12 protein-coding genes are annotated in these 18,738 nt (G+C 58.7%); 6 read left to right on the top strand and 6 right to left on the bottom strand.

What is annotated here, in order from left to right; all coding sequences use genetic code 11:
• Nucleotides 1-74 precede the first annotated feature (74 nt).
• The 4 genes from E9954_RS18725 to E9954_RS18710 are packed head-to-tail and all read left to right on the top strand — an operon-like array spanning nucleotide 75 to nucleotide 5,852.
• Nucleotides 75-1,538 carry an aryl-sulfate sulfotransferase gene (locus tag E9954_RS18725; protein WP_168442394.1) on the top strand — a complete coding sequence of 488 codons (1,464 nt, stop codon included), beginning with the start codon at nucleotides 75-77 and terminating at the stop codon, nucleotides 1,536-1,538.
• Nucleotides 1,535-3,313, top strand: a complete 1,779-nt coding sequence (locus E9954_RS18720) for an aryl-sulfate sulfotransferase (RefSeq protein ID WP_136080811.1) — start codon at nucleotides 1,535-1,537, stop codon at nucleotides 3,311-3,313. The genes E9954_RS18725 and E9954_RS18720 overlap by 4 nt, the downstream gene beginning before the upstream one ends.
• The gene (locus E9954_RS18715; RefSeq protein WP_222847234.1) at nucleotides 3,310-4,413 is read left to right on the top strand and encodes a peroxiredoxin family protein; all 1,104 of its coding nucleotides are present in this window, start codon (nucleotides 3,310-3,312) and stop codon (nucleotides 4,411-4,413) included. Before E9954_RS18720 ends, E9954_RS18715 begins: the two co-directional genes overlap by 4 nt.
• Nucleotides 4,410-5,852: a sulfatase gene (locus tag E9954_RS18710; protein ID WP_136080810.1), complete on the top strand. Its 1,443-nt coding sequence runs from the start codon at nucleotides 4,410-4,412 to the stop codon at nucleotides 5,850-5,852. Before E9954_RS18715 ends, E9954_RS18710 begins: the two co-directional genes overlap by 4 nt.
• Before the next feature lie 37 nt (nucleotides 5,853-5,889).
• On the opposite strand, the gene E9954_RS18705 is transcribed toward E9954_RS18710, so the two are convergent.
• The 6 genes from E9954_RS18705 to ileS form a co-directional block, all read right to left on the bottom strand.
• Nucleotides 5,890-7,422, bottom strand: a complete 1,533-nt coding sequence (locus tag E9954_RS18705; protein ID WP_136080809.1) for a hypothetical protein — start codon at nucleotides 7,420-7,422, stop codon at nucleotides 5,890-5,892.
• A gap of 12 nt (nucleotides 7,423-7,434) precedes the next feature.
• Nucleotides 7,435-8,733, bottom strand: coding sequence for a GTPase HflX (hflX, locus tag E9954_RS18700; protein WP_136080808.1), 1,299 nt, complete (start codon nucleotides 8,731-8,733; stop codon nucleotides 7,435-7,437).
• A gap of 84 nt (nucleotides 8,734-8,817) precedes the next feature.
• On the bottom strand, nucleotides 8,818-9,729 hold the full coding sequence (miaA, locus tag E9954_RS18695; protein WP_136080807.1) for a tRNA (adenosine(37)-N6)-dimethylallyltransferase MiaA: 912 nt from the start codon (nucleotides 9,727-9,729) through the stop codon (nucleotides 8,818-8,820).
• A complete protein-coding gene (gene lspA / locus E9954_RS18690) occupies nucleotides 9,722-10,213 on the bottom strand; it encodes a signal peptidase II (RefSeq protein ID WP_136080806.1) in 492 nt (163 codons plus the stop codon). The genes miaA and lspA overlap by 8 nt, the downstream gene beginning before the upstream one ends.
• 123 nt (nucleotides 10,214-10,336) lie before the next feature.
• Nucleotides 10,337-10,855 carry a TraR/DksA family transcriptional regulator gene (locus E9954_RS18685; protein ID WP_136080805.1) on the bottom strand — a complete coding sequence of 173 codons (519 nt, stop codon included), beginning with the start codon at nucleotides 10,853-10,855 and terminating at the stop codon, nucleotides 10,337-10,339.
• A 192-nt stretch (nucleotides 10,856-11,047) separates the two neighbouring features.
• The gene (ileS, locus tag E9954_RS18680; protein WP_136080804.1) at nucleotides 11,048-14,176 is read right to left on the bottom strand and encodes an isoleucine--tRNA ligase; all 3,129 of its coding nucleotides are present in this window, start codon (nucleotides 14,174-14,176) and stop codon (nucleotides 11,048-11,050) included.
• Nucleotides 14,177-14,495: 319 nt separating this feature from the next.
• Between ileS and E9954_RS18675 the strand changes: the two genes are divergently transcribed.
• The gene (locus tag E9954_RS18675) at nucleotides 14,496-18,008 is read left to right on the top strand and encodes an autotransporter family protein (protein WP_136080803.1); all 3,513 of its coding nucleotides are present in this window, start codon (nucleotides 14,496-14,498) and stop codon (nucleotides 18,006-18,008) included.
• Nucleotides 18,009-18,269: 261 nt separating this feature from the next.
• Nucleotides 18,270-18,719: a hypothetical protein gene (locus tag E9954_RS18670; protein WP_136080802.1), complete on the top strand. Its 450-nt coding sequence runs from the start codon at nucleotides 18,270-18,272 to the stop codon at nucleotides 18,717-18,719.
• Nucleotides 18,720-18,738: the final 19 nt, after the last annotated feature.

Genomic DNA, 18,738 nt, shown 5'->3' with positions numbered 1-18,738 from the left:
AAACCGTAATGCAACACCCCTTGGGTTTTCGCATCGTCCATCGTTATGTTCACCACCTCAACAAGGAGCATGGAATGAACACTAGATGGATTGGACTTTCACTGTTGGCCGCGCTATCCACCATGGCCGCGGAACGTCAGCCGCACCGCTCGCCGGAGGAATCGTTTGGCGAAACGAAGCGGCAGCTTGGCTTGATCAAGCATACGGACAAGGCGTTTCCGGGCTATACCCTCTTTGCGCCGAAGCATTTCACGAAGACCTACCTGATGGACAACAACGGGATGATCGTGAACGAGTGGGAAAGCCAATATGAACCGGGGCAGTCGGTCTACCTCTTGGAAAACGGCAACATGCTCCGCTGCTGCCTGACGAAGAACAAGGCGTTCATCGGCGGAGGCGAAGGCGGCCGGCTGGAGGAGTACGACTGGGACGGAAACCTCGTTTGGGAATATTGGCTCTCGGACGATCAAAACCTGATGCACCACGATATTGCCCCAATGCCCAACGGCAACATCCTCGCGATGGTGGTGGAGCACAAGTCGATGGAGGAAGCGGTTCAGGCGGGGTTCGATAAGAACGCGCTGAAGGACAGCAAGCTCTTCCCCGACTATATCGTCGAGATTCAAAAGACGGGGCCGAAGTCGGGGAAAATTGTCTGGCAGTGGCATGTCTGGGATCATCTGATTCAGGACTTTGATAAAACCAAAGACAACTATGGCGACGTGGCCGCGAACCCCGGCAAGATCGACCCGAACGGCTCCGGCCGCCGCGCCAAGGCGTTCTGGAACCATTTCAACTCGATCGACTACAACGCCGAGCTCGACCGGATCGTGATCAGCTGCCGCGGCAACTCCGAAATCTGGATCATCGACCACGGCATCTCGACCGAGGAGGCCAGGGGGACGAAGGGCGACTTGCTATACCGCTGGGGCAATCCCTCCACCCATCGGCAAGATGGAAAGCAAACCCTCTTCCAGCAGCACGATTCCCAGTGGATTCCGGCAGGCTGCCCGGGCGCCGGGAACATCCTTGTTTTCAACAACGGGCTCGGGCGCGGACACACCAGCGTGGATGAACTGGCAATCTCTAAAAAAGGCGAAACGAAGATGGTGTGGAGCTATACCGATCCCGACCCGAAAACCTTCTTCTCGCAGGAAATCTCCGGCGCGCAGCGTTTGCCCAACGGGAACACGCTCATCTGCGCGGGGGTCCACGGCACGTTGTTCGAGGTGACACCCAAAGGGGAAACCGTATGGGAATACGTCAACCCCGTCACCAGCCGCGTACTGAAACAGGGCGAAACCGTCCCGCTCGACCACCGCTACCATGCGCAGAACGCCGTCTTTAAAATCCACCGCTACCCGGCCAACCACCCCGCCTTCAAAGGCCGCAACATGAAACCGAACTATACCCTCGTCGAGAACCTCGAGAATCCGGTCTCGCCCGAACGCCGCGCCGACCGCGAACACGCCGACATGAAGCCCGGCGAAGGCAAACGCGGCGGAGATCGAGGCGGAAAGAAAGGAGCCCGGAAATGAAACGGCAACTCATCGCACTGAGCTTGATTGCATCCACCACCTTCGCCTATGAATCGCTGCAGGGCCCGACGGAGCTGCTGTACTGGAACCCGGAAAAGGCCTTCAACGGCTACACCCTGTTCGCGGCGCATGGCAAGAGCTATCTGATCGACATGGAAGGCCGGCTGGTGAAGGAGTGGCGCATCGGCACCAACCCGCGCTTCCTCGAAAACGGGAACCTGCTCGACGCCATGCAGGACGATCCCAGTTCGTTCAAGGGGTTCCAGGAGCTGGACTGGGACGGCAATGTGGTTTGGACGTATGAGGAGACGCGGCCCAACCATGCGCCCCACCACGACTTCGTACGCATCTTCAACAAACGGCTGAACGCACCGACCACGCTCTATATCTCCGGAAAGACCATCACCCGCGAAATGGCGCTGGCCATCGGCGTCGATCCCGCAAAGGCGCCGTCGGAAGGTGGCGAAGGAAACCGCGGCGGGCGGCTGGCCAAAGGCGGCAAAACGATGGTCGATGCCATTGTGGAAGTCGACATGGCCGGCAACGTGGTTTGGGAATGGTGCTTCTTCGACCACCTCGTACAGGATATGGATCCCGACAAGCCGAACCATGTCGAAAACATCGCCGATGCTCCGCACCGGCTCAACATGAACCTGCCCGGCAAAGGCATGCGCGGCGACTGGCTGCACTGCAACTCGATGGACTACAACCCCGAGCTCGACCAGGTGGTGATCAACTCCGTGCAGGGCGAGTTCTATGTGATCGACCACAACACCACCACCGAAGAGGCCAAGGGCCCGAAGGGCGACTTCCTCTACCGCTTCGGCGATCCCGCGCGCTACGAACAGGGCGACCCGCCCAGCGTCAACGAAAACTGGACGAAGGGCTCCTCCGGCCACAAGCAGATCGGCGGCGCGCACGACGTGCAGTGGATCGACGCCGGGCTTCCGGGCGCCGGAAATTTTCTGGTCTTCAACAATGGGCAATACCTGTTCGAGCAGACTGCCCAGTCGTACATCTATGAAATCGATGGCATGAAAAACGGACGCTATGTCAACCCGCCGGATGCGGGCTATGTCCGCCAGTCCTACCATCCCGACATGCACAAGACGCCCCGCAACCTCTCCAGGCAAATTGTTTGGCTCTATGGCTCCAAATCGAACCAGGGCTTCTTCAGCCATATCGGTGCGGGCTGCCAGCGCCTGCCCAACGGCAACACCCTCATCTGCTCCGACACCGAAGGCCACTTTTTCGAAGTGACCCCGCAATGCGAGCTGGTGTGGGAATACATCAATCCCATCACCAAGGAGTTCGGTGTACTCAAAACCATCGGCGACATGGTCCCCATGGCCAACTCCGTTTTCCGTTGCTACCGCTATGCCGCCGACCACCCCGCGCTGAAAGGCAAGGACCTCACCCCGAAAGGCCTGATCTCCGATGTCGTACAGCGTCCCGCCCGGCGCAATCCGGCGGATGAAAAATTCCCGCAGCCCGGCAACGTAGACGGAGCTTCCAGCTCCGTTAGGCAGAACCAAGCAATTCAAAACCAGCCCGCACGCTCTGGCAACGCCGATCGCTTCGCCCAGATGGACGCCAATACCGACGGCTTGGTTTCGTTCGAAGAGTTCGCCGCCAGCGAAAAGGAACGGCGCGGGGGCGACTTCGACGAGACCAAAACAAAACGTAAGTTCGATGAAACCGATACGGACAAAAGCGGCTCGATCTCCAAGGAAGAAATGGACAAGGCCCCGAAGGGTAAAGGTGGCCGGAAATGAAGAGTCGTGTTCTATGGATCGTCATTGGAAGCATGGCCCTCTCAGCCGGAGCCCAACGCTCCGGCTCTGTGCCCAAAGGTGGTGTTCTCGGCAGCGGCCCCCTTCCCGATTTGAATGCATATACCGCCGAAGGAACCCCCGTGAAGTTGCGCGCGCTGTGCAAAGGGAAATACACGGTCCTGAAAGCCGGGTGCCTGACCTGCCCGGAATTCCACCGAAGCTATCCCGGGGTCGAGGCGGCCTATGCGGACTATGCCCCCAAAGGCGTTCAGTTTTTCTACTTCTACAAAAGCCTCCGCCATCCCGAACTCAACGGATACCTACAGGCGCAAAACCTGCAGGAACGTCTGCTTCAGCTCGAAGAAGCCCGCCATAAACTGGGCACCAAAGCTCCGTGGATCGCCGACACCATCGACGATTCCATTCGCATCGGCCTACGCTCGGGCTCCAACTCGATCTATTTGGTTTCCCCGGACGGAACCCTGATCTGGGCGGCCCCGAAAATGGATGCGGATGGGCTGCGCGCCGCGCTCGCCAAAGCGGTCGGCCCCGTTGCCAAACCCACCCAAACCACCGATCTGGAGCTGCCGCAGGTGGAGAAGCAATCCAAGGCCATCAACGAAGACTCCCAACTCGGCGTTGCGCGTCCCGACGGACTCTCCACTCTTTCGATCATCCCGGCCAAGCCGGAAGAAACCTACTATGTGAAGCTACGCGCAGAGGCCACGCCCGAGCTGCTCAAGACCGGCACCGGTCGTCTTTTCCTCGGATTCTATCCCGATCCGATCCACGGCGCCCACTGGAACAACCTGGCGCCGCCGATGAAATATGAACTGGGGTTGCCCAAAGGCGTCGAGGCCACTCCTGCCTCGGCAACCGCTAAAAAAGGCGAAGGCGATTCCGACACCCTGCCCCGCCAATTCTGGGTGGACATTAAAGCGGACAAAACGCCCGGCGACATCGGGCTGGAGCTACACTACTTCGGCTGCACCCCCGACCTGTGCATGGCCCTGACGCAGGAATACACCATCCGCTTCAAAGCCGAAGACCGGGGTTCGAACACCTATGGCTTCAACCGTGGACAGAAAGGAAGAAAATGAACCGCAGGGCATTCATCGCATTTACCGCCGCATCCACGCTAATCAACCGGCAATCGGCCTTCGGCATTCGGCCAGCGCCTAAACCCAACGTTGTCTTTATCCTGATCGACGACCTGGGCTGGGGCGACGTTGGATTCATGGGCAACGAATTCATTGAAACGCCGAACATCGACCGCATCGCAAAGGAGGGGGTGGTCTTCACCAACGCCTACTGCAACGCACCCAACTGCGCCCCCACCCGCGCATGCATCCTGACCGGGCAATACACGCCGCGCCACGGCGTCTACACCGTCGGCGAATCCAAGCGCGGCGACACCCGCAACAAGCTCATCCCGATCGAGAACACGCAACGCCTCCCGGCGGACTCGGTGACGATCGCCGAAGCACTGAAAACCGCGGGTTACACCAGCGCCTGCGTCGGCATGTGGAACCTCGGCCGCAGCCGCGAGCCGGAAAGCATGCCGTTGGCCAAGGGATTCGACTATGCCATCGAACCCAAGCAACTGGGCTTCCAGCATCAGATGGAGGGTTCCGACAGCCGCAATTCCGGCGGCCCGGCGCTGAACTATTTCGAAGGCGAAGAATATGTGACCGACCGGCTGACCGACAAGGGCATCGAGTTCATCGAAAAAAACAAGGGCCGTCCGTTCCTGCTCTACCAAGCCTACCACGCCGTGCACCGCCCCTATCAACCCAAGCCCGAACTGGTGGCGAAATATAAAAATAAAGGCAACAACCCGCGCGGCGACCTGGTGGAATATGCCGCCACCGTCGAGGCGGTCGACCAGAACGTCGGGCGCCTATTCGCTGCGCTGGAGAAAAACCGGTTGCTGGAAAACACCGTCGTTTTCTTCTTCTCCGACAACGGCGGCGACCTCGGGCAGAAACAAGGAACCAACGCCCCGCTCAAGGGCGGAAAAGGGCAACTCTCCGAAGGCGGAATCCGCGTTCCGCTCGCCGTTCGAATGCCCGGAAGCACACTTGCGCAGGTGTGCACCACCCCGGTGATGAGCTTCGACTTCTACCCCACCCTGCTCGAACTTGCGGGAGCGGCCCCTCCGAAGAAGCACATCGTCGATGGAGAAAGCCTGGTTCATTTGCTGCGGGGCACGGGCACCTTGAAGCGCGATGCCCTCTACTGGCACTTCCCCTGCTATCTCGGAAAGACCAGCCCGTGCGGGGCCATCCGCCTAGGCGACTATAAGTTGATCGAATATTTCGAGGACGGTCGAGTGGAGTTGTTCAACCTCAAGGACGATCCCGGAGAAACCAGCAACCTGGCCCGGGAGAAAATAAAGGTGGCCGACGAGCTGCATCAAAAGCTTCAAGCCTGGCGCAAGGCCATCCACGCCCCGGTGCCTACGGAACCGAATCCGGACTATGCCCCATCATCCAGCAACCGCAAAGGCCGAGGGAACGGCGGCAAGAAAACCCGTTGACCCCAACGCAGACAGCCGCCGGGGTTGGGCGCCCAGGTCAGTTCTTTTCCCTTAGCAACACGCTGTTCCTAAGCGCCTGGTTCGTCGATATCTTCGGCCTTTTCCCGCTGGCGGTTTGGAGCCCGCGAATCGATACCGTTTCAGTCAGCCGATATGGAAAAGGTCGTTCGGCACCGTGCTTTTTGCCGATTGCATCAGGGTTGGCAAACACATACATGCCGTCATAGCCATCCGGGGCATGACCATCCTCCACCATCAGGTTTTCAATGGTGATGTGGCGCGGCATGAAACAGGGGTAGCCGAAATCGTGCATACCATCATTTTGAACCCCGATCATATACGGGGTCATGGTTGCGCCTCCACCCGGAACCCAACGGCACTTCCTGATCAGCACATCGCCCTCCCACGTGCTGCCGTAGTCGCTTCGGAAATGAATCAGGTTATTGCCGTAGAGTGTTGAGTCCTCCACCGTCAGCAACCCTCGCCCAATGGCGTTGAGCCCCGCATATCCCAGCGTAGAGCCCCGAATCGTGTAGGTTCCCGAAACCCCTTGGTGGACATCCATGCGGGAGAGCTCGCAATCCTGCACGAGTATGTTCTTACAAAAGTTGGAACCAATGACCCCCCAGCGGCTCCGATCCAGGATGCCCTCCATGCGGCACCCGATCAGCCGCAGGTTCACCACATTGTTCATGCTATAATCATACGACCCCATGCTCACCGGCTTCCCGGCCGCACCAATGGTCTTGTAGGTTTTGTGCCCCGTGGCGAAACAATTCCGCAGCGTTATGTCGGCGCAATCCCGGACGTTGATGAAACCGGAATAAGGATGGCCGACCTCGGTCTCCCCTTTCACATAATGCTTCAGGTTTTCCACCACCGTGTTGGAGCGTGAAACCACGATATTGCGCGACCAGTAGTTATACCCCTGCTTTTGTTCCATGCGGTTTGCAATGGTTGCGAAAACGCCGCCCCGCAAGCTCAGCGTTGCTTTATCGATCGGCCGGGCAACCACTTTGGTGATGGTCTCATAGTCCCAGTCGATGGGAGAAGCAATCGATCCGTCCTTGCGCAGGATGAAGCAGTCGTGTTGGGGGCTTCCGCTATTCTGGTTCAGGCCCCTTCGAATATATCGCCGTCTGTTCCTGTTTTCCACCATCACAAAGCAGTCGCGGGAAGGATAGGCCCCGAGCTGCTTTTGATCGCGCGTCAACCGGTCGATCCGCAGCTTCTCCGGTTGCAGCCTGGAGCGGACTTCGAAGAGCGACTTTTGGTGGTTTTCAACATCCCGGTCATCGATCACGAAACGGGAGGTGCTCCAGTCGGTGTCGGTGGAAATCACGGCGGTCAACGCCCTGCGGCCCAGATGATAGGTTGCCTTCGGATTCGAACGGACCGGCAAGGCGTGTTCGTTGGCATACTCGTGCGCCTTGCAAATGGCCGGAAGATCGTCTGCCTCCCCATCCCCAATCGCCCCAAAGGCTTCGTAGCCCACAAACTCCGGTTTAGCAAACGCAGCCGTACCGCAGAGAACCAACGACATCAGAGCAGAATAGACGTTCTTCTTCATCCCCCCCCCCTTTTACCATTCGTTTTCTGGCTCTTCTTCCGTTGAAAAAGGTCGGCACTGCGCAGCGAGCTGGGGGGAGACACGAACGAGGAGGTCGGCTCGGTCGCCTTCGTATTCCTGCTCGAGAATGGAGGCGTTTTTCTGGAGGACCGAGAGTAGCTTTCCCTCGCTGAGCGGGACGGAAAGCTTCAGCTCCACCTTGCGGCCCTTGAGGCAGTCGGCCAGCTCGTCGAACAAGGCATCGATATTTTCCCCGGTCTGCGCGGAGACGCAGACCGACTTCTGGAATTGCCGCGCGAGCCGTTTGGCGGCATTGCGCCCTTTCTCGTCGTCGATCTTGTTGAAGACATAGAGCATCGGCTTTTCAAGGCCGCCGATTTCGTCGAGCACCTTGTGGACGGCCTCGATCTGCGTTTCGACTTGCGGGTGCGAGGCATCGATTACATGAACGAGCAGATCGGCTTCCACCACCTCTTCCAGCGTCGCCTTGAATGAATCGACGAGATGGTGCGGCAGTTTTTGGATGAAGCCCACCGTATCGGTCATCAGCATCGGTTCGTGGTTCGGGAGCTCCACTTGGCGGGTCGTCGGATCGAGGGTGGCGAAGAGCTGGTTTTCGGTATAGATGTCCGCGCCGGAAAGGCGGTTGAGCAAGGTGGACTTGCCGGCATTGGTGTAGCCGACAATGGAGACCAGCGCCCATCCATGGCGACGGCGGCCCCGCCGCTGTTCGGTACGGCGCGTTCGCACGAGTTCGAGGTCGCGCTTGAGGGTGCGCACCAGATCCTGCAGACGGCGGCGGTCCATTTCGAGCTGGGTTTCGCCGGGCCCGCGCAGGCCGATTCCGCCCTTCTGGCGCTCAAGGTGGGTCCACATGTTGCGCAGGCGCGGCAGCAGATACTGGTGCTGCGCGAGTTCAACCTGAAGGCAGCCCTCCTTGGTCTGGGCGCGTTGCGCGAAGATATCGAGAATGAGCTGCGTGCGGTCGAGCACGCGCGTTTCAAAAACATTCTGGAGGTTGCGGCCTTGCGCCGGTGTGAGATCGTCGTCGAACACCACCATCGAAACGCGGTTCTCCTTGATCCAGTCGGAGATCTCCTCCGCCTTGCCGGTGCCGATGTAATGCCCGGCCTTGATCTTTTGCTGGCGCACCAGGAAACGTCCGGCCACAACGGCACCGGCGCTCTCCGCAAGCTGCGCCAGCTCGTCCATCGTGTCCTTGACCTTCCACTCCTCCTCGCCGCGCAGGACGACGCCAATGAGTAAAACCGTTTCGGTTTCGTTATTTTGTGTTTCTAAAAGCTCAGGCATGTTTATTCCCAACCACGAAACACACTAAATACACGAAAGGCTCACGGATGGAACTGTTTTCGTGTGTTTAGTGTATTTCGTGGTTCATATCTCCACAGGCGTTGCACCGTGTTTTTTCCACGCATCCGAAACGGCTTCGGCGAGTTTTTCGGTTGTTGGATAATCCGCCGTACCGACCCATTCCACATGGAGCTGGTTGCGGAACCAGGTCATTTGGCGCTTGGCGAGCTGGCGGGTTCGGATGATGGTTCTTTCCTTGGCCTGCTCCAAGGTCATTGCCTGGTTGAGAACGCCAAAGGCTTCGGCATAACCAATGGCCTGCAGGGCGGTTTGGGAGAGGTCGAGCTTGATCAACTCGCGGGCTTCCTCGAGCAGGCCGGCGCCGTACATTTGTTCGACGCGCCGTTCGATGCGCCGCAGGAGAACTTCGCGCTCAACGTGGAGGCCAACGATGGTGGGCTTGGGCTTGGTGTTCCAGGATCTGTTCTGCGGGGCAGGCGAGACGCCTGCGGTACGTTCAATGATGCGGATGAGGCGGCGGGGGTTTTGCCGGTCGTCCTCGGTTAAATCTTGATACAAGGCCGGGGCCTCTTCCTTCGCCCGTTTTTCAAGGGCAGGGTAATCGAGAGCTTCGAGCTCGGCGCGCAGGGCGGGCACTTCCGGCGGAACATCGTCGAAGCCTTCGGTGAGGCACTTGACGTAGAGCCCGGTGCCGCCGGCCACAATGATTTCGCGCCCGGATTCGAAGGCGGGACGAACGGCGTCGAGATAGGCGGAAACATTGAACTTTTCGGTCGGTTCGGCCAGGTCGAAGCCGGCATAGTCGGCCTTGGCGCGCTCGGCCAACGAGGGCTTCGCGGTGCCGATATCCATGCCCCGGTAGAGGTTCATCGAGTCGGCGGAAACAATCAGATGGCCTGTGTGCTCTGCGATGTGTTGCGCCACCGCGCTCTTCCCGGAAGCGGTTGTTCCAACGAGGAAAAAAGCGCTAGCCATCCGCCCGCTCCCCGTCCGCTTCCGCCTTTTTCTTTCTTTTCTCTTCCAGGAAGTTCATGGCGATGTAGAGGACGACCGCGATGCAGATGGCCGAGTCGGCCACATTGAAGGACGGATAGTTGTAGGACCAGAAATGGAAATCGAGGAAGTCGGTCACCCAGCCGAAGCGGATGCGGTCGATCAGGTTTCCGGCAATGCCGCCGATCATCAGGCCGAGCAGGATCCGGTGCGAGAGCAGATGCTCCTGGAGAAAATGGCGGCGGTAGACCAACAGCAGCACCAAAACCGCGGCGGAGATCAGGATCAGGATGATTCCGTGGCCACTAAGAATATTCCACGCCGCACCGTCGTTGCGGACATAGACAATGTTGAAGAAACCCTCAATGACGGGAATTCTTTGGCCGTAGACGAGATTCGCACGTATCGCCTGCTTGGTCAGCTGGTCCAGAAACAGAATGGCCAACCCAATCAGTAAACCCAGCATTTCGCTTCCTCCCCCCTAGGGCATGGCCACAAAAAAGCACAAGAGGCACGAAGACCCTTGCCACAGGATTCTTTGTGCCTCTTGTGCCTCTTCGTGGCCATTAACAGTCCAAAGCCGCCTCGGCTACATGCCGTGCATGGTGGAACCGAACGGGCGGTAGGTGGTGTGCCCCTTTTCGATTTCCGACTGCGCCTTGATGGAATAGCGCACGTAGGGCAGCGCTTCGAGCCGCTCGATATTGATCGGCACTTCGGTCATTTCGCAGATGCCGTAGCTACCTCGTTCAAGACGGCGGATGGCTTCGTCGATTTCGAAGAGCACGTCCTGTTCGTTGGAAAGCTGGTTGAGGGCGAACTCGCGGTCGAAGGTGTCGGTCCCCTGGTCGGAGAGGGACGGGTCGCGGTCGTTCTGGCTGAGGGAGTCGCGGTTGATGGAAATAATTTCACCGGTGACCCGCTCGCGAAGCTCCAGCAGGCGGCGGAGCTGCTCTTTGAGCTGCTTGGCCGTAAAGTGCTTGTTTTTCGCGATCTTGCCGGAAAGCGGTCCGCCACTACTCATGGCAACCGGAGCGGTATCGGTTATTTTCTTGGCAGCGGCCTTTTTCTTGGCAGGCGCTTTCTTTGCAGTCTTTTTCGTAGGCATTTTCGAGATTTCTCCAGTCAAAATTCAGTTCCGAACCCGAATAAAGGGTTGGGTATTTATCATCTGACCCATGCAGTGTCAACCCGCATATGGATTGGATTTCCGGTTGGTTGGAACACAGGTTTTTCGCATACCTTGCGTATCCACGGCTGCATGGTTCCCATAATCCAACCTTCCTTCGTTTCAATTCCTTCAAGCGGTCGTTATGGACACATGGCAGGCGTGTCCGTTCAAATCCAGTTCCATGTTTTTTTCGCCTTCCACAACGGCGGATTCGCAGGAGAGCGCCAGCGTCTCGTTTCCGATATAGTCCCGGTGCGCGGAAACCGCGGCCACGACCTCTTCATCGGAGCTGAACCGGACCTTGATCCGCTGGGTGATCTCCAGATCCATTTCCTTACGCAAGTTTTGTACCTTGTTGACGAATTCGCGCGCCAACCCTTCCGAGACGAGATCGTCGTTGAGCTGCGTATCGAGCCCCACCACGAGGGACCCCTCGGCACTCACGGCCATGCCCTCCTTCGGATTGCGTACGATTTCGATGTCGTCGGCCGTCAGCTCGATCGTTTTCCCATCCAGTTCGACCGCAACGGTTTCTCCGGCGGAGAGGGATGCAATCTGCGCGTCCGTCAGGCTATTGATCAGCGGAACGGCCTTTTTCATCAGCGGCCCGAGCTTGGGGCCGAGCTGCTTGAAGTTGGGCTTGGCCTGGGTGGTGGCGAGCTTGGAGGAATCGGTGCCAAAATCGACGTTGCGCACATTCAGCTCGTCGGCAATCAGGCTTTCGAGCTCCTGGATGTTGGCGAGCAGGGCTGAATCTTCGCACACGACGTGCATTCTGGCGAGCGGCTGGCGATTCTTGAGCTTGTATTCGGCGCGCAGGGTACGGCCCTGCTCCACCGCGTTCATCACCAGGGCCATCTGGCCTTCGAGCACCTCGTCGCGCTTGGCGTCGGCCGCCGTGGGGAAGTCGCACAGATGCACCGATTCCGGCATGCTTTCCACCTTCAAATTCTGATAGATCGTTTCGGAGATGAAGGGCGTGAAGGGCGCGGCAATCTTGGAGAGGCCGAGCAGCACGTCGTAGAGTGTGGAATAGGCCTGAACCTTGTCGGTGTCGTCCTCCGTCTTCCAGAAACGGCGGCGCGAGCGGCGGATATACCAGTTGGTCAGGTCTTCGATAAACTGCACGAACGGGCGGACGGCGGCCTGCAGGTCGTAGGCATCCATGGCTTCGGTCACCTGCTGCTCCAGGCGCGCCAGCGAGCTCTGGATCCAGCGGTCCATCAGGTTGTCGCGCTCCGGCACGGACTGCTCCGGCGTCCAGCCATCGATGTTGGCATAGGTGATGAAGAAGCTGTAGGCGTTCCACCAGGGCAGGATCAGGTGGCGCAGCGCATTCTTGACGCCATCCTCCGAAAGCCGCAGCGACTCGGCGCGGACGACCGGCGAATAGATCATATAGAGGCGCAGCGCATCGGCCCCATATTGGTTGATCACGTGGATGGGGTCGGGATAGTTCTTGAGGCGCTTGCTCATCTTGAGCCCGTCCTCGGCCAGCACCATCCCGTTGACAACCACGTTCTTGAAGGCCGGCTTGTCGAACAGCGCGGTGGAAAGCACCATCAGCGTGTAGAACCATCCGCGGGTCTGGTCGAGCCCCTCGGCAATGAAATCGGCCGGGAAGTTGGCCTCGAAATGCGCCTTGTTTTCAAAGGGATAGTGGTTCTGGGCGTACGGCATCGACCCGGACTCGAACCAGCAGTCGAGCACTTCCGGCGTGCGCTTGTAGGTTTTTCCGTCCTTTTCGATGAGGATTTCATCCACATGGTGCTTATGCAGGTCGTCCACCTTCCGGCCCGACAATTCCTCCAACTGCGCGATGGACGAGATGCAGATCATGTCGTCCTTGTTCTCGACGTTGACCCACACCGGGATGCACGATCCCCAGAACCGGTTGCGGCTGATGTTCCAGTCCTTGGCATCGGCCAGCCAATTGGCAAAGCGTTTTTCGCCCACATAGTCCGGCGTCCAGTGCACGCCCTCGTTGTTCTTGAGCATGCGTTCGCGCAGATCCTCCACCCGCACATACCAGGCATCGATGGCGCGGTAGATCAGCGGCGTGTCGGTGCGTTCGCAGAAGGGATAGCTGTGCTGGATCGTGCTTTGGTGGATCAACTTGCCGCCATGCTTGAGCGCCTTGATGATCGCCTTGTCGGCCTCCTTGCAGAACTGCCCGGCATAGTCCGGCACCTGGGCGGTGAAGACGCAGTCGTCGTCGAGCGGGTCGACCAGCGGGATGCCGGCTTCGCGGCAGACGCGGTAGTCGTCCTCGCCGTAGGCCGGCGCCATGTGGACGATGCCGGTGCCGTCCCCGGTCGAAACAAAGTCGTCGTTGAGCACCCGGAAGGAGTTTTCGTTGTCGGCGAAAAAGTCGAAGATCGGCTCATATTCGAGCCCCTTGAGTTCCGACCCCTTATAGGATTTGAGGATTTCATACTCCTCCTCCTTCTTGTAGTAGGCCGAAAGGCGCGCCTGCGCCAGCACGAACACCTCGTGGGTTTCCTTGTCCTTGATGGCCACATAGTCGATGTCCGGCCCGGCGCAGATGGCCAGGTTGCCGGGCAGCGTCCAGGGGGTGGTCGTCCAGATCAGCGCGCTGGCGTGCTCGAACTCGAAATCCAGCAGGCGGACGCGGACCGTGATGGCCGGATCCTGCACGTCCTGGTAGTTGCGGCCCGCCTCGAAATTGGAAAGCGGCGTGTTGAGCTTCCAGCTATAGGGCATGATGCGGTGCGCCTTGTAGATGCGCCCCTGTTCCCACAATTGCGAGAAGACCCACCAAATCGTCTCCATGAACGGGGTGTCCATGGTCTTGTAGTCGTTCTCGAAATCGACCCAGCGCCCCATGCGCGTGACGGTTTTCTCCCACTCCTCCACATATTTGGTGACCATCGATCGGCACTGCTCGTTGAAAACGCCCACCCCGGCTTCCTTGATGGCGGGCGCGCCCGCAAGGCCGAGCGCCTCCTGCGCCAGCGCCTCGATCGGCAGGCCGTGGCAATCCCAGCCAAACCGGCGCGAAACATAGTGGCCGCGCATCGCCTGGTAGCGCGGGATGATGTCCTTGATCGTGCCGGCGAGCAAATGGCCATAGTGCGGCAGGCCGGTGGCGAACGGCGGGCCGTCGTAAAAAACGAATTCCTTGGCGTTTTCCCGGAGTTCCAACGATTTCTTGAAGGTATCCTGCTCCTTCCAGAGCTGGATCACATCCTCTTCCATCTGCGGGAAGCTTACTTTACTGGAAATTTCCTTGAACATGGTTCGCCCTTCTATTGCGTACTACGTATTGCGTATTTCACTTCCATGCCGCACCGACATCCCGTCTCAACAAGCAATACGCAATACGAAGTACGTTATACGTAATTTAGGAAGCGCAGAATGTAGCGACTGGCCCTTGGCTTGACAAGCAGGCAGGCGAGCCAATTTGCGCCACAGGCCCAGCGGCGAAACCGCCGATGCCCCCTGCTTCTCATCGCTATTTTGTAGCCGAAATGGATTGATCGATGGGTGGGTCGCGGGTACATTGTACCATCTTTTTGTAAGAAGAGTTTCGAGACAACTACCGAGGGGATAACAGATGAAACAACTTATATTGGGAATTTCCGCCGTTTTGTTGGTGCAGGGGGCCTTGGGCCAGGCAGAGTCCGAGTGGATGGCTGTTGACAGTGGCAATGCCTATAACGGAGGCGCCGGCAACTATCGCGCCAACCGCGGAACCAGTCAGCAGAATAGCGAGGCTTTCTCCTATGGCAAAGCGATTGGCGAAGCATGGGCCCGCACCATTCAATGGCCGGAAAACTTTACCTCCAGCTCCGGCGAGGCCTCCTTCATGAAAGGGGAAACCGGCGATGTCCTCGTCCAGCTCTACCACGATGTGGACGGTCGCTTTGCCGAAGTGAGCGGCAAAGATGGCTACGGCGGTGCCACCATCGTCATCGACAACACGCTCACACCCACCGTCAAGATGACCGGCAAGAAGATCGACCGCTCCAACTCCCGGCAGCGCACGGCCGACAACGCGGTGACCATTTGGCAGCTGGACAGTTATACAGATTGGCCCGACCGGCAAATCAGCACCCATTGGAACTTCCTGGAAGGCATCTACCAGGGCGGTCAAAACTTTTCCGGAATGCTCGTTACCAAGGGAGGCCTGATCAACATCCAGAGCGCCTCGTTCCTCGGCGGCATCGGCGATGCCGAATCCTCCGAGACCGACAGCTTTAAGGCGGCCCCTAGCGGCATAGCCATTGCGATGCTTCAGAGTGGCCTGATCGTCAACAATATTTCCGGCGATGCCAACGACCTGATTGCAGGCTCCCCGTTTTCCGGTTCCACCGTCAACTCCGGGGGGGGCAACTACAACGGCAGTGCTGACTTTTCCGGCGGCGACGGCCTCTATGCCCAGGATATCAAGGCCGGCGGCGCATACCTTGCCGGCGACTTCAAAGGTAGCGTGGTGGAGAGCGGCACGCGTTCCATCGAATTCACCAACTATGACACCGTCAGCGGCTACGGCAACGGGCGCGGCGGACGCGGCGCAGTCCTGTACGGCGTTTCCGGAGGCACCACCATTGAAAACGCCACCTTTCTTGGCGGCGGTGCCGCCCAAGTCACGGTCGGCGGTCCGGACGGCCTCGCCAACGCGGTTGGCGGCGAGGGGTTGATCCTCGTCAGCACGGGCACCACCACCCTGTCGAACGCCATTGCCCGGGCCGGAATCTCTTCCACGGCCAGCATCATCCCAGGCGGCTACTACGACCTCGAAATCAACGAATACCCGATCGAAATCCTCCCCACGGACGACAACGGAACCGCCATTGCCCACGGCGGAGCGGGTGTCCGCCTCGAGAGTGTTACCAGCATCACCATCGACGAACTCACGGCCACCGGCTCCGCTGGCGGCTCCGCGTCGGTGGCGGCCACCAACGGCTATGCCGGAGCGGTCGGCGGCCATGGCCTTTCCGCCCGAAGCTCCACGGTGGTCATCAACAGCGGCACGTTCAAAGGCGGCAACGGCGGGTTCGCAACCAGTGGCGGGACTGCCGAAGCCTTCGGCGGTGCCGGCGTCTATGTCAATGCAGGCAGCCTCACCATCAACGGTGGCGAATTCACCGGCGGCAAAGGCGGGCGCGCCAATGGCGAAACCCAAGCGGGCAACTATGGCCTGGTGGCCGAAGAAGCCAACGTAACCATCAACGAGGTCACCAACACGGCACCCACCATCATTAACGGCGACATCTATGTCTCCAACGACACCACTTCCAAAGCCCTGAACATCCTGGGGGGCTCCATTGGCGGCGACATCTACTCGGTCGGCAGCCAGACCACCACGATGAAGATTTCCACCAACGCCACCTACACCGGTTCGTTCGAGCAGACCGCCGGTACGGTGATCGTTGACCTCGACGCGGCCGAGGAAGCCAAGTTCTTCACCGACGTATCGATCGTGGAAGGCACCATGCAGTTCAATGACTTCCAGGTGATCACCGAGGCCGGATCCTCCTTTGTGCTGGGCAACACCAACAGCATCCTGAGGTTCGGCCAGGGCGCCTACCTGACCGACGGCACCGTGCTGGATGCCGGATACGGAACGGTCGAGTCCACTGCGGGCAACATCGAAATGGGCGACAACTCCCGGATCTACATGCGCATGGTTCCCGTCTTCGACACCAACGGCGTTTCCACCCTCCAAGGCGGATCGCTGACCGGCAACCTGGTGCTCTCCAACACGACCGCTAAGATCCAGGCCACCGGCATCGCCGCCGAATACATGGGCGACGTGCAAATCTCCACCGGAAACGTACTGGCTTCCACCAACGATCTCCAACAGTATGTCTCCACCGACTTTGGCTGGCTGACCCAAACCACGGCGGCAAAAACCAACAACGGCCTCGTGGTTGAATATGGCTACAAATCCGTTGGCAGCGAACTGGAAGAGCTCAGCGTCATTATCGGCAAAATCGACAATGCCATCACGAATTTGGCAAACACCGACTTCTATGCCCTGAATGCCCTGGGTGCCGATACCGGCTCCACGGCCATTCGCTACTCGATTGCCCAGATTCCGGATGCGACCGAAGCGGCGTTCCAGAACGCGCAGCAGATGAACCACCAAATTGCGGCGCGCAACACCGAATTCCGCTCCATGAACGGATTCGCCTCCACCACGCCCAAGTTCACCTCCCCGGCCCAGCCCACTGGCGTGGCCGGCCCGAAGACCGACGACCAGCGCACCTGGCAGGGTTGGATTCGCGCCTATGGATCCAAAGGCGACCGCGATGCCTCCGAGAACTTCTCCGCCTACGAAATGGCCACGTTCGGCACGGTGATCGGCATCGATAAAAACTTCGGCAACCTGTTGCTCGGTTTTGCCGGCGGCTATTCCCGCTCGGATATCGATGCGGAGTCCTACAACGCCGACGTCAAGAACTTCCACGGCTCGATCTACTCCACCGTCGGTGGCGAATCTTTCTACGTCGACATGGCCCTGACGCTGGGATCGTCCAAAACCGAGGAAAGCAGCAGCATCTCCGGCATCCTTACCGACGGGACCCCCACCTTCAACTCGGGACTGTTTAGCGCCTATGTTGGCGGCGGCATGACCTTCGACATTGCTGAAAAGATTTCCCTCACCCCGGAAGCCTCCCTGCTCACCTCAATGTATGGCCAGGAAGAGTTCAAGCGTTCGGGTGCGATCTACCAGTACGAAGACGCCGACGGCAACACCCAGGACGAGGCAACCTACGAAGCCTATGGTTCCTGGTCCGCCCTCTCCTCCCTCGGTGTAAACCTCTCCACCTTCCATCAGTTGGATTGGCTGAACCAGGGGCTGGCCTTCATTCCCGAAGTCCGCGCCCACTGGCTGCACGAGTTCAATGCCGACCAAGAGGATTTCGATGCCACCATCTATGGCACCCCGGTCACGCTCGGCGTTCGCTCGCGCGAAGAAGACCTGATGCGCCTCGGCCTCGGCTTCGACGTGTGGAACTGGAAATACCAGAACACCAAGTTCGAAATCGACTACGACGGCCTCTTCTCGAAAGACTATCAGGAAAACATCATCAGCGGAAAAGTTACCTACCGCTTCTAATCCCCCCCTACTGGATTGCAGAAAGCCCGCCCTCCCCGGAGTGCGGGCTTTTTTCATGAAAGGCAAGGAAGGGATCGACCAAGATCCGGCATCCCACGCATTTTGAACGAAACCCAGGCAGGCCGGTCTATACGGTCTTGATGGTGCAAAGCCAAAACTCCGCGCAAAAGTGCATTGCTTTACCCCGAATCATGGCTAGTATGACTGCCTTATTTGTTTGAAAAGAATCCAGGGGACACCCCGGTGGATGGAGAAAAAAATATGAAAACGGAATTTGAATGGAAAAATTTGGCCCGTCGGGGCGTTCTGGCCGCGGCAACCGCCTGCAGCGCCCTATTGCTTATTGGATGCGGCGACGACGATGGCGATAACGGTGGTGGAGAGGAGTCAACAGTCCCTACCTATGCATGGCGCCTCACTTTTACTACCGAATCGGGAACCGTCCAAGATCCCATCGAGCTTGAGCTCCCATGGCAAAACTCCTCCGAATTCGAGAATGGCGCCAACTACCGCAGCGGAAACTTCGAAATCTATCTCCTGTTCGCCGGCTCGTTCCTCGACATTACCCTCACAGCTAACGACGAAGAATACGCGATGATTGCCACGGTAAACGGCGCGAGCACCAGCATTGCCGGAACCTTTGACTATTCGACCCTATCGCAATTCCCTCCTGACGCCTATTCAGGAACGTTTGTTATCGAACGGATATAAACGGAAACGCCCCCAAAAA

The sequence above is a fragment of the Pontiella desulfatans genome (assembly GCF_900890425.1).
Classification (GTDB): domain Bacteria; phylum Verrucomicrobiota; class Kiritimatiellia; order Kiritimatiellales; family Pontiellaceae; genus Pontiella; species Pontiella desulfatans.
Note: the sequence above shows the minus strand (reverse complement) of the source record. Positions and strands in the feature narration are given on the sequence as shown.